The sequence below is a fragment of the Proteus sp. NMG38-2 genome (genome assembly GCF_020640995.1).
Lineage (GTDB): Bacteria > Pseudomonadota > Gammaproteobacteria > Enterobacterales > Enterobacteriaceae > Proteus.
In genome coordinates, this window is the sequence record NZ_CP085481.1 from 2,283,614 (window position 1) to 2,296,832 (window position 13,219).

Genomic DNA, 13,219 nt, shown 5'->3' on the forward strand with positions numbered 1-13,219 from the left:
TGTTAAATTAAAATAAGGGTATTTCCTTGCCCCTGCATTTCTAAAAAACATTCTATGCAATCTATTTTGTGCTTCTGTGCTTAGACAGGTAAACTATGGGCTTTCTTTTAAGACGATAACAGTGAAAGGCTATTGTGAGTAAAATTAAACTTATCGTCGGGTTAGCAAACCCCGGTGCAGATTATGCCCAGACTCGCCATAATGCGGGTGCTTGGTATGTAGATTTATTGGCTCAACGTCATCAGCAATCTCTAAAAGAAGAGAGCAAATTCTTTGGTTACACCGCACGCATTAATTTAAACGGTAATGATGTTCGCTTATTGGTTCCGACCACTTTTATGAATTTAAGTGGTAAAGCGGTACAAGCAATGGCGAACTTTTATCGCATTGAACTTGATGAAATTTTAGTTGCACATGATGAACTCGATTTACCGCCCGGTGTTGTCAAAATGAAATTAGGTGGTGGTAATGGTGGCCATAACGGATTAAAAGATATTCAAAGTAAATTTAGCAATAATCCAAATTTCTATCGTTTACGCATTGGTATTGGTCACCCTGGTGATAAAAATAAAGTTGTTGGCTTTGTATTAGGCAAACCACCAATGAGTGAACAAAAATTAATTGATGACGCTATCGATGAAGCCCTTTCGTGCACAGATATTTTAATGCGTGATGGTTATGAGAAAGCAATAAATCGCTTACATAGTTTTAAAGCATAATCATTGCATTGATAAATTAAGTAATTTCAATATTCAGAGGGTAAAATGCCCTCTTCTTTTGTGCGATTAATTCCTGATGATTTAATCAAACAGGGATTTGCTCTATAATAGCGCCAAATTTTTTTTAACAGCACACAACAGGAATACTCCCTCCTGTTGTTTTTATGTGACAAGGTGAACGTTTATGGGATTTAAATGTGGTATCGTCGGTCTGCCTAACGTAGGGAAATCTACACTGTTTAATGCCTTAACTAAGGCAGGTATTGAGGCAGCCAACTTCCCATTCTGTACTATCGAGCCAAACACAGGTGTTGTTCCAATGCCTGATCCTCGCTTAGATAAACTGGCTGAAATTGTTAAGCCACAGCGTATTTTACCGACAACAATGGAATTTGTTGATATTGCAGGCTTAGTAAAAGGCGCATCTAAAGGTGAAGGTTTAGGTAACCAATTCCTAACGAATATCCGTGAAACTGAAGCGATTGGTCATGTAGTTCGTTGTTTTGAAAATGACAATATCATTCATGTTGCGGGTAAAGTTGATCCTGCTGAAGATATCGAAACTATTAATACTGAATTAGCGCTTTCTGACTTAGATACCTGTGAACGTGCAATGCACCGTAATCAGAAAAAAGCAAAAGGTGGCGATAAAATTGCTAAAGCAGAAATGGAAGTGTTAGAAAAATGCTTACCGCATTTAGAAAATGCTGGCATGTTACGTGCTTTAGATTTAACGGAAGAAGAAAAAGCAACAATTCGTTATTTAAGCTTCTTAACGTTAAAACCAACAATGTATATTGCAAACGTTAATGAAGATGGTTTTGAAAACAACCCATATCTTGAAACTGTTCGCAAAATCGCAGAAGCAGAAGGCTCTGTGGTTGTTCCTGTTTGTGCCGCTATCGAAGCAGATATTGCTGAGTTAGAAGATGCAGAACGCGAAGAATTTATGCAAGATTTAGGCATTGAAGAGCCTGGCTTAAACCGTGTTATTCGCGCGGGTTACTCATTATTGAACTTACAAACTTACTTCACTGCTGGCGTTAAAGAAGTACGTGCATGGACAATCCCTGTAGGTGCAACAGCGCCACAAGCCGCAGGTAAAATCCACACTGACTTTGAAAAAGGTTTTATCCGTGCTCAAACTATCGCTTATAACGATTTTATCACTTACGGTGGTGAACAAGGCGCTAAAGAAGCTGGTAAAATGCGTGCAGAAGGTAAAGAATATATCGTTCAAGACGGCGATGTAATGAACTTCTTATTTAATGTGTAAGTTCTTCTATCTTTCATAATGCCAAACCACGTAAATTGAGAAAAACTCAAATACGTGGTTTTTTATTAATTACCTATGAACAAGATAAAATATATTTTTTATTTTTCAAAAAAACATTTACTCTTATTACTTTATCCAATGTAAAGGTATTATTTTACGATAAACCTGTTCAAAATATTTATTTGCGTATTTTTTCATTTTAGATAAAAACAATTTAAGTTCATTATTTTACGAAGATAAATTAGACAGTGTATTTTCCCATATTGTAAACTTTCGCCCCATTAGCTCTGGATTTAATTCATTTGCTTTATTCATCAATGCACAAGCATATTTCAATTGCATTTGATAGTAATCATTATCAATATTGAACATATATTTATCTACGTAGTTACTAATTAAGATAGCAATGCTCATTATTAAGTGAGATTTTTTTCTCTATCGTCTGGAATTACTAATAGCCTCTCAAATATTGTTGATAAATTTTTATATTTATCTATACCAACTAATTTATCCTTAGCTGTAATAGGTACATCTACCCACGCTGACTGGAATAAATTTTGATACATACCAAGATTAATTGATGATAAAAAACCATCTATTTTAATTTTATTAATTGATGTATTACGATCATTTCTAAATTAAGTATTAATTATTTACATTTTAATAAATGTAATCACTAATAATACATTCCCCTTCTCAAGAATAAAATAAAACATCAAATTATTTTAATCACTAATCTTATTAATTAAATAAAAAACAATTATCTGTATTTAATTTATAAATACACAACTATCACGCACTATTTAATAACAATTAAAACATTTGAAATACTTATTAATTGGAGTAATACTTAATTTGATGCTCGATTAATGATCGATACTTATTAAATAAAGGAATAGCTTTACCATGAATACTAATTTTCAACCTAACATGCGAGATAATAGCGATATAAAATACAATAAAAACCATCATTGCCAATGTGGACAAGAAATAATAACCAACTTAAATAATTATATTACTAAACATCCCGAGTGTACTATTTATCAAAATTCATTAATGAGTAGTTTAATTGCGGGTATATATGATAGTGATGTCACTATTGCTGATTTATTAAAGCATGGTGATTTTGGTTTAGGAACTTTTGAACAACTTGATGGCGAGCTAGTTGCATTCAACAATAATGTTTTTCAATTACGCTCTGATGGTAGCGCACGTAAGGCATTAAATTCTCAAAAATCTCCTTTTACTGTAATGACATTTTTCAATTGTGATATTGAACATCACTTTTCTTATGGTGCATCGCAAAAAGAAATACACAATGTAATTAATCAGTATGTTCCTTCCGACAATCTATTTTGTGCGATCAGAATTGAAGGCGAATTTGAATTAGTTAAAACACGCACAGTTCCTCGTCAAGAACCTCCCTACCGCCCAATGTTAGAAGCTATCGAAAATCAGCCTATTTTCACTTTTCACAATGAAACAGGAACTATTGCAGGTTTTCGATCACCACAATTTACCCAAGGCATAAATGTTGCAGGATTTCATGAACATTATATTAATCAACAACGCCAAGGTGGTGGACATGTTCTTGATTACTACTTAAAAAAAGGCACATTACAAATCGGCATCATTTCTCGCCTTACCATTGATTTACCCAGCCAGTCAGCTTTCCTACAAGCTAACTTAATGCCAGATAATCTTCATCAAGCAATAGAACAAGCCGAAAATTAATTCAAAAGACCGCTTCACTTTATTCTAAATCCAATTTTTTATTCACTTGCAAAATTAAAGAAGGTTATATGAATACTCCTCATTGGAAATGTGGTGCAGATTTAGTTGTCAAACAATTAGAACAACATGGCATTAAACAAGTATTTGGTATTCCGGGTGCAAAAATTGATCGTGTATTTGATTCTCTTGTTGATTCCAGAATTAAAACAGTAGTTGTTCGCCATGAAGCTAATGCCGCATTTATGGCTGCCGCGGTTGGTCGTTTAACGGGTAAAGCGGGAGTGGCTATCGCAACATCAGGTCCGGGATGCTCTAATCTTGCGACAGGCATTGCAACAGCAACATCTGAAGGTGATCCATTAGTTGCGTTGGGAGGATCAGTAAAATCCTCTGATAGATTAAAACTGGTTCATCAAAGCATGGATACCGTGACCATGTTTAATCCTATTACTAAATTTTGCGCAGAAATTGATTCCTCAAAATCAATTTCCGAAACTATGGCTAATGCCTTTCGCCATGCAGAATCAGGAAGACCAGGCTCCGCTTTTTTAACTTTTCCAATGGATATTTTAAATAATGAAGTTAATAGCCCAATATTAATGCCCAAATCAAAATCCAATATTGGTAGTGCAAATAATGATGCCATCCAAGAAGCCGTTAAATTACTGCTGAATGCAAAAAATCCCGTTATTTTATTAGGGCTACAAGCTAGTTACCCTGAAAATGCATTAGCATTACAAAAGCTACTTGATATTTGCCCGCTACCGATTGTTGGCACTTATCAATCGGCTGGTGCGATTGCTCAACGCCATTTTTCTTTATTTGCTGGTCGTATTGGTTTATTTAATAATCAACCGGGTGATGAGTTATTATCTCACGCTGATTTAGTAATTACTCTAGGTTATAGCCCTATCGAATATGAACCGTCATTATGGAATCACAATAATGCCAATATTATTCATATAGACGAGATCCCCGCTGAAATTGATTTAGCTTACTGCCCTGATTTAGAATTAACAGGTAATATCAAATTAACAATTAATAATTTAACTCACTATTTTACTAACCAATCTACATCTCAAATTACACTCTCAAATAATACTCGTCAGATTTTAGAGAAAATTCGTCACCAAAGAGAAATTCTGCAACAAAATAGTTATTTTCGACATGGTTCTCCTATTCACCCTTTAACCATCATCCATGAGATGCAAAATATTATTGATAGCGATGTAACACTCTGCATTGATATGGGAAGTTTTCATATATGGCTCGCTCGTTATCTTTATAGTTTTAGAGCAAGACAAATGCTAATTTCTAATGGGCAACAAACAATGGGTGTTGCATTACCTTGGGGGATTGGCGCTTCTTTTGTTCGACCTTCTGATAAAATTATCTCTATTTCTGGCGATGGGGGTTTTATGCAATCGTCTATGGAGCTAGAAACCGCAGTTCGGTTAAATACTAATATCTTGCATATTATCTGGGTGGACAATGCTTATAATATGGTCGAAATGCAAGAACAAGAAAAATATGGCCGTTATTCTGGTGTAAAATTTGGAGCTATTGATTTTAAACGTTACGCTGAGTCCTTTGGCGCTAAAGGTTTTTCTGTTGAATGTGCTTCTCAATTACGTACCGTTTTACATGAAGCAATAGCTGTTGATGGCCCCGCGGTACTTGCTATTCCTGTCGATTATCGAGATAACGCTAAACTAATGGAACATATTGATTATAATTTGATTATTTAGTGTATTCTACACTCATCATATAAAAGCCCTCAATAGTATAAAACACTACTGAGGACTTTATAATATGGTACTACTGTTTATTTTGATTTAAATACTCAGCGACACGAGTTTCAATATTTTTACGCTCACTTTCTGATAAAGAATAGAATATAGCAATATTATTGACATCTACATTCAGTAATAAACCGTAATAATAAGCATTTTTCACATCACCTTTAAACAGAAATGCTTCATAGAGTTTTGAGAAAGAAGGCTCTGCAAAACTCATTTTTCCTAATCGAGTATGCATATCTGTCATATAGTCATTATTATTTTTCAGCGCAGAAATATACATATTTACTGCAGGATTTTGATTTACGCTCTCCATTCCATTGGAGTATATTTTATTTAGTTCAGTGTATATATGACTATCTATACCGAATGGATAATCTAAAGATAATTGATACCATTCAATGGCTTTATCTAAGTTTTTCTCAACTAAACAAGGCGCTTCTAAATAATAGTTGCCAATTATTCTAGCGCTATTATAGGTAAACTCGTTACTATAAGGTTTTTCTGTTTCTATCCACTCTTTAAAATAGTTCGCTGCTTTATTGATATTATCTTTATTTTTACAAATATTTTCCACATAGTAATTATAAAGATATTGGCTCGCTTTTTTGTTTCCTAAATTATACGATCCCTCTGCATAAATAAAACTTTTATCAATATCTTCACTAGAATAATACTTTGCTAATAACAATAAATTTTCTTGACTCTTATCTTCATGAATTAAAGAATTATATTTTTGTTGCACATATTCAAAATTACTTTTCTCTATAGAATATAATTCCAAATCAGTACTATTTAAAGGGACAGTGATGTGACTTTCATATTCTTTTGCTTTTTCTGAGTCTTTCTCAACTCCATCCTTTCCATATTTATAAATTAATGATAAGTCTTTCAAGCAAATATTATTACCCAACTCAGCACATTTATTACGCCAGAAAGAGCGTTCTTCCTTGGTGATATTTGTTAATCTATCAAAATTATAGTCATAAAAAATTCCATCTTGCATTAATTCATCATGATATATCCTTGTGACAATAAAATTCATTGCATCAACATACCCAGAATCAGCGAGTTTTATAATTTCTTGATAATATTCAATCAGTTTAGCCTCATCTATATTTTCAGAGTAAGATTCATGCTCAATATTCTTTATTATATATTTAAAATGGATTTCTTTATTTTCACTTAATAAAGATCTAATAATTAATTTAATCGAATCATCAAATAAAGATCTCTCTATAAAAAAATCACTAACCTCAGTATAATTAATTCCATATTTAAATAAAATATCATATACCTCCCGTCTTTTGGATGAACTTATTTTGCTATAAGTCGAATCACATTGTAGCCCTTTAACAAGGTTAGTTAAAATATCCTCATTCATTATTTTTTTATATTTCGTCATCGCAACCAATTGAAAAACATAACTACTGCAACCGTTACCTCTTCCTTGTTCATATAATGAAAAAGCATATTCATCATTATTAAAGGCATCTTGCTCCAAAAGAATGTCGGCATAATAATGGGCTAAGCGATAATCTATATCATAGGTGTTATCTCTATTAACACTATCTTTTAACATCTCAATAATATTTTCTTTTTCTATATATTCTGAAATATCAAAATGAAAATAAAGGCTGATAATTAAATATCTACTTTCTTTCAAAAATTGATCATTAGTAATAGTTTCCTTTAATAAATCAACTGCTTTTTTTAAATCTTTTTTTACACCAATACCATAAGCATATTTTTCAGCCAGATAAAATTTAACCTCAGCTGATGGCTGTATATCATAAGCTTTAAGCATTAATTCAAAAGCTTTTTTGGGATTATAAAATTCACTTTCCACATGCGAGTAAACTTTAGCAGCAGTGATAGTTGCTTGATAAGAATTAGGATATTTTTCTAATAATTTGATCACATATTTTTCAGGCGATTCAATAGAAGATTGTGTTCGTTCGCTATAGCCAATTAATAAACTTTCTATTTTCTTAATTAACCCATCATGATGATCTAAATCCGCTGATAGCTGTAAATAAACCTCAGCTGATCTTGTATCACTCTTCAAATTCTTAACTTCTTTATCACCGTTATACACTTGATAGAGAAAATAAACTGCATCAGGGTAATTAGCATTTGCTGAGTCTATAAGGAGACGAACATCCTGTGTAATTAATGTATATTTTAAGTACATAAACTTGGGATCTTTACTCTCAATAAAAGGATCTAAATAACCCTCTGTTTTGATAGATCTTTTTGATGAATTTGCATTATTTAAATATTGATATATTGCTTCTTTATTACCACCTTCAGCTAATTTTTCTAACTCTCTAAGTGTTGCTCTTTTTTCAAACCATGTTTGTTCACCATAAATTGGTAATAATCTACTTTCTAATTTTCCCGATTGGCTAGATTCAATTTCATTTAAAAATATTTTCGCCTCAGAAGAGCCTAAATCCACTGCCTTTGATAGAGAAGAAAAACCATGAATATCTTCAGGAGTACTCTCGATTAATTCATGATAGCGTAAATATCCTAAATTATAGAGAGCATCCCTATTTTCTAAATTTGCTGATTTAATTAACCACTTTCGAGCAATAAGGCGATCTTCTGGTACTGCAATTCCTTCCCAATACATGACAGACAAGCTAAAAGCGGCTTGAGAGTCATTTTCTGCATGTCGTGTAAAATAGTCTAAAGCTTCCTTATACTCCCCTTTTTGATAATAATTATATCCTTCTTGTAAAGGTGAATTTTCATTTCCTTTAAAATAAAAAAACAACCCCGCCATTAATAATATTATAAATATAGTTTTTATTTTTATCGACATAATCATCCTTTAATGTGTATATCTTTTAAAATCGCATGTAGTCAGTTCTAAATGAAGTTAATTTAACCTTTCTATCAGAAGTTAGATATCATCTAATTTTATAAAACTTACTAATCATTTATATTATCATTAATATTCTTTTATTTTTACTTTGCATGTAATTTAATTTACATTAAACAAAGTCAGCTTTAATTAATAAGTATCAATGAGAAATTAACATGTCATTAACTCGTTCTTTTGTTCTCATTTAATATTTACAAAGATAAATTTATCATTAGGCGATTTTTTACATTGTTAACACTTTTTTGTTTAAAAATCATTTACTGTCTATTCCCTATCTACTCTTTTCCATGAATAATAATAAAAATTACTTTGATACTTCGCTGATACTGATTAATGTCAACTTTCACTTATCAAATTGACTATTTTGATAGATGATATCGTTCCCCTGTTATATTGATATTTAGGACAAAACGCCCATGTCTCACACCTCATTATTTTCTTCTCATGCCCGATTTATTGCACTTCGCCTTCTCCCTAACGAGGATGTGATTATGGCATTACGACAGATTATAAAAGAACAAAACCTAAAATCAGCATTTATTGCAGGTTGTGTGGGAAGTTTAACAGATGTGGTATTACGCTTTGCAGGACGCGAAGAAAATCGCTATCTTACAGGTAAATTTGAGATTGTTTCATTAATTGGAACATTAGATAGTCAAGGTGAACATTTGCATTTAGCAATCTCAGATGAAAATGGATTAATGTGTGGTGGACATATGATGCCAGGTTGTACAGTGCGCACGACGCTAGAGCTCGTTATTGGTGAGTTAGAGCAAGTGACTTTTAGCCGTCAGCCTTGTGAACACTCTGGTTATGAGGAGTTGGTCATCACACCGCGTAAATAGCTTTTTTATAAAAAATAGCTATGTATGCAAAACAATAAAACCAATAGTCACTATCCTTTGTAAAGGTTTTTAAACTATGTCTACAACTCCTCAAATTTCGAGTCGTACACTCGTACTCATTGTTGTATCTATTGCAATAAATATGATCGGCGGCCAAATTACCTCAATGGTAAAACTCCCTATCTTTTTAGATTCTATCGGTACACTGATTTGTGCCTTATTAGGTGGCCCATGGGTCGCATTATTCACTGGATTATTAACCAATCTATTATGGGGATTAATTAGTGGTCCAATGGCGGCTGCATTTGCTCCAGTAGCCATGATGATAGGATTAAGTGCAGGTTTATTGGCTCGTGCAGGTGGTTTTCGTTCTTTAATTCGCGTTATTGGTTCGGGAATTGTCATTACTTTAGCGTTAATGATTGTCGCCGTTCCAATTCGTACTTATTTATTTGGTGGCGCAACAGGTAGTGGTGCTGATTTCTTTGTTGCTTATTTTCATGCTGTGGGTGAAGGGCTTATTGAGTCTGTTGCCATTACTGTATTAGGTGCAAATCTCGCAGATAAAATATTATCAGCGATTGTCGCTTGGTTATTAGTGCGTCAATTACCACAACGAACACAACGTAATTTTCCTTCGATTGCCAAGGTTCGCTAATAATGCATCCATTTACCTCATTGGCATTATGGCTTTGGCTAAGTGCTAGTGTACTTTTTTTATCATTAGGCTTACCACTGCTGATAATCAGCAGTGGTATTTTTATTAGCTTATTGATTTGGAAAGCATCTCGCTGGCGTTGGCGTTTTATTGCTTGGTTAATGATCCCAATGGCAATCGGATTATGGTTAGTCCATAGTGGTTGGTTAGCTTATTGGTTAGTAGGTGGATCTTTAGATACTAGTAAACAAACTATGGCAATAACGCTATGGTTAAGATTATTAGCAATAATAAGTGGTGCTCAATTGTGGTTACAACACTCATCAACAGAGCAATTTATTAGAGCGCTATTTGCTAGCCGTTTACCTATGAGCCTTTCCTATTTATTAGCAGGGCCTTTGCTACTTGTAGAACAATTACGCCAACAATTACACAATATAAGAGAGGCGCAATTAGCGCGAGGTGTTCCTCTTGATGGATCATTTTGGCAACGATTCATCACATTACCAGCGATTATTTTGCCTCTTATTAGTCACGTATTAAGTGATTTAACGATTAGAAGTGCAGCATTAGATATGCGAGGATTTCGTATTATTAAAAAACGAACAACCTTATACCCACCAACGGATACATCACTTCAAACAATGCTTCGCTACTTGATTTTATTGCTTATTTTGGTTGAAGGAGGTATTTGGCTATGGTACTAAATCTTCAGCAATTGAGTTTTACCCCCAAAGGTGACGAAAAATCTATTCTTGGCCCTATTGATTTACAGTTAAAACAAGGGGAATGGCTTGTGATTTTAGGGGGCAATGGCAGCGGAAAAAGCCTTCTTGCGCAATTACTAGCCGGTTGGTACCCCGATTTATTAACAGGTTCAGTGCAAGGCATAGGAATTGTACAAAACATTGCCCTCGATAAAAGCCGATTAGTATCGCTAGCACCCGGACGACAGCTCGTTCAACAATCGCCACAATTACAACTTTCAGGATGTGCATTCACTGTAGAGCAAGAAATTGCCTTTGGCCCTGAAAATTTGGGGTTGAGCGATAATGAAATTCGATTTCGAGTAAAAGAAGCTATGGCATTAACACAATGTGAATACTTGCGTTTTCGTCACCCTTCAACCCTTTCTGGTGGTGAGGCTCAACGTGTTGTCATAGCTAGTGCGCTTGCTATGCACCCAAAATTATTATTACTTGATGAAGCTTTTAGTCGCTTAACGCCCTATGCAACCCAACAATTACACCAACGCATAAAACATTATGCAAAAGAGCATAAATGCAGTGTAGTTATTTTTGAACGCAATTTATTACCTGCAATAAGTCTGAGTGGGCAATTTTTATTATTGGAAGCAGGAAAAATGAAGGCAAAAGGTACTTTAGACTCTATTTTTCCGTTCTTATTTTCAACAATTAATGCTCCTGATGCATGGCAAGCTTTACATTGGTTAATTGAAAACCATCATTGGAATAAGAATATTGTGAATAATGATAAAGCCTTACTTAATGCTTTTAAGGAATTTTATGTTACAGCTCAATAATGTGACTTATCGCTGGAGTGATGATGTTCCGCCTTGTATCTCTCAATTATCCTTAACGTTAAATCAAGGAGAATGGATAAGCTTAGTCGGCGATAATGGCGCTGGTAAATCTACTTTATTGCGATTAATTGCAGGACTATTAACTCCCAACGAAGGTGATATAACACTCAATAATCAGTCACTTGTTCAACTAAAAGCACAGCAACGCGCTCATTATATTGGGGTATTATTTCAAGAGCCTGAACGACAAATTTTTCATAATACTGTTGAGAAAGAGATCACGTTTGGTTTAAAGCAACGTAAATTTCCGAAAGAAGAAATTAAAAAATGTTTAGATGAAACACTGTCGCTTTGTGGTTTAAATGATGTTGCAGATGTTCATCCTTTAGATTTACATGCTGGCCAACGTAGAATGGTTGCTGTTGCGAGCTTAAGTATTTTATCACCTCAAATATTATTACTTGATGAACCCACTCGTGATTTTGATGCATATTGGTTAAGCTGTTTTGAGAATTGGCTTCAGGTACAAAAAACATTAGGTACAACGGTATTGGCTATTAGTCATGATCTTGATTTTACTGCTCGTCATTTTCAGCGTGTTATCCATTTATCCTCAGGTAAATTAATTGCTGATGGTTCCCCTGATAAAGTGCTAATGAATTCAACACTGCAATCCCTTTCTGATATTCCTGCGCCTACGCTATACTCATTAAGTCAGAAACTGAAATTGCCAATTAAAAATACACCTATTGAATGGGCGACAATGTTAGTTGAAATGAATAAAAATTCTAAAATAACCTCATAATAATCTTAATATTTATCACTATTATTATGTTTATTTATAAGTAGTTGGAGATAATTAAATGGAAATTATTCACACTTTATTCGACTCCTTGAGTCACTTGTCTCCTATTACCCTATTCTTATCTATTATTTTAATCACAGCAGGCAAATCAACCATTGGTATTTCTTCATTTTTGCCCCCTGCTTCTTTAATGTTGATCTTTATCTTTGGTGCTTGTTTACCACTTTATTCTCCAATCTTTCTTTGGCTAGCCACCAGTTGTGGTGCTCTATTAGGATCAATTTTAAGCTATGAGTTAGGGCGCTCTATCTATCGTTTTCCTCGCCTTAAAATATGGGTTAATCGCTATCAGTCAAAAATTAATCGCACTCAACAATTATTAAAAAATAAAACTCACTATATTTTGTTTATTTCTCGATTCTTAGCTGTCTTTCGCTACTTAACTCCCTTTAGTGCTGGCTTATTAAAACTACCTGCATATGGTGTTTATATCACCAGCGCTATTTCTGCTTTAGTTTGGTCTGCAATGTTTGTTTTAATCGCAACAGGTGTACTTACTTTTGCTTTATAAGTGGCGAATTAACACTTAATTTTAATCTTTCTATTAATACTAAAAGTGGCCTATTTTCTTTTTACATAATCATATTGTTTAAATATTTTCTGCCCCCTCTTTTTTTCATTTTATTTTTAATTATCGATAAATAGACTATTTTTTAGCTTCTTTTATCTTTTCTTCCATGCTTTATTGATATTTTCTTTCGCATTTTGTGCCTATCACCATAATTATGATTAAAATTTGCATAATTACTATATCGATCACAATTTGTTATCTTCTTGTTTTAATTTCATTACGCCACGTCACAATTTCTTAACATTCCTTATTTCTATAAAAGTTGTCATGTTGTATACAAGTTGGTGTGAAACATTCACCTGCGTTTTTATGTACA

12 protein-coding genes are annotated in these 13,219 nt (G+C 33.6%); 10 read left to right on the forward strand and 2 right to left on the reverse strand.

What is annotated here, in order from left to right; genetic code table 11:
* The first annotated feature begins 134 nt into the window (after window positions 1–134).
* Together pth and ychF are read left to right on the forward strand one after the other, a co-directional pair.
* Window positions 135–719: an aminoacyl-tRNA hydrolase gene (gene pth / locus LG402_RS10895; RefSeq protein WP_072068240.1), complete on the forward strand. Its 585-nt coding sequence runs from the start codon at window positions 135–137 to the stop codon at window positions 717–719.
* 184 nt (window positions 720–903) lie between these two features.
* Window positions 904–1,995, forward strand: coding sequence for a redox-regulated ATPase YchF (gene ychF, locus LG402_RS10900; protein ID WP_072064039.1), 1,092 nt, complete (start codon window positions 904–906; stop codon window positions 1,993–1,995).
* Between the two features lie 228 nt (window positions 1,996–2,223).
* Here the strand turns inward: ychF and LG402_RS10905 are convergent, their stop codons facing one another.
* The gene (locus LG402_RS10905; protein WP_264484589.1) at window positions 2,224–2,367 is read right to left on the reverse strand and encodes a hypothetical protein; all 144 of its coding nucleotides are present in this window, start codon (window positions 2,365–2,367) and stop codon (window positions 2,224–2,226) included.
* A 558-nt stretch (window positions 2,368–2,925) separates the two neighbouring features.
* On the opposite strand from LG402_RS10905, the gene budA reads away from it, so the two are divergent.
* Entirely contained in the window at window positions 2,926–3,729 is an 804-nt protein-coding gene (gene budA, locus LG402_RS10910; RefSeq protein ID WP_413685689.1) for an acetolactate decarboxylase, read from the forward strand.
* Between the two features lie 68 nt (window positions 3,730–3,797).
* Entirely contained in the window at window positions 3,798–5,477 is a 1,680-nt protein-coding gene (gene alsS, locus LG402_RS10915) for an acetolactate synthase AlsS (RefSeq protein ID WP_227335363.1), read from the forward strand.
* A gap of 70 nt (window positions 5,478–5,547) precedes the next feature.
* On the opposite strand, the gene LG402_RS10920 is transcribed toward alsS, so the two are convergent.
* On the reverse strand, window positions 5,548–8,358 hold the full coding sequence (locus LG402_RS10920; RefSeq protein ID WP_227335369.1) for a tetratricopeptide repeat protein: 2,811 nt from the start codon (window positions 8,356–8,358) through the stop codon (window positions 5,548–5,550).
* A gap of 479 nt (window positions 8,359–8,837) precedes the next feature.
* Between LG402_RS10920 and LG402_RS10925 the strand changes: the two genes are divergently transcribed.
* The 6 genes from LG402_RS10925 (at window position 8,838) to LG402_RS10950 (ending at window position 12,843) form a co-directional block, all read left to right on the forward strand.
* On the forward strand, window positions 8,838–9,266 hold the full coding sequence (locus LG402_RS10925) for a PPC domain-containing DNA-binding protein (RefSeq protein ID WP_109407588.1): 429 nt from the start codon (window positions 8,838–8,840) through the stop codon (window positions 9,264–9,266).
* Between the two features lie 76 nt (window positions 9,267–9,342).
* The gene (locus LG402_RS10930) at window positions 9,343–9,924 is read left to right on the forward strand and encodes an ECF transporter S component (RefSeq protein ID WP_166540004.1); all 582 of its coding nucleotides are present in this window, start codon (window positions 9,343–9,345) and stop codon (window positions 9,922–9,924) included.
* Window positions 9,925–9,926: 2 nt separating this feature from the next.
* The gene (locus LG402_RS10935) at window positions 9,927–10,631 is read left to right on the forward strand and encodes an energy-coupling factor transporter transmembrane component T (RefSeq protein WP_166540005.1); all 705 of its coding nucleotides are present in this window, start codon (window positions 9,927–9,929) and stop codon (window positions 10,629–10,631) included.
* Window positions 10,622–11,467, forward strand: a complete 846-nt coding sequence (locus LG402_RS10940) for an energy-coupling factor ABC transporter ATP-binding protein (protein ID WP_227335371.1) — start codon at window positions 10,622–10,624, stop codon at window positions 11,465–11,467. Before LG402_RS10935 ends, LG402_RS10940 begins: the two co-directional genes overlap by 10 nt.
* Window positions 11,451–12,272, forward strand: a complete 822-nt coding sequence (locus LG402_RS10945; protein ID WP_166540007.1) for an energy-coupling factor ABC transporter ATP-binding protein — start codon at window positions 11,451–11,453, stop codon at window positions 12,270–12,272. The genes LG402_RS10940 and LG402_RS10945 overlap by 17 nt, the downstream gene beginning before the upstream one ends.
* Before the next feature lie 58 nt (window positions 12,273–12,330).
* On the forward strand, window positions 12,331–12,843 hold the full coding sequence (locus LG402_RS10950; RefSeq protein ID WP_166540008.1) for a DedA family protein: 513 nt from the start codon (window positions 12,331–12,333) through the stop codon (window positions 12,841–12,843).
* Window positions 12,844–13,219 lie beyond the last annotated feature (376 nt).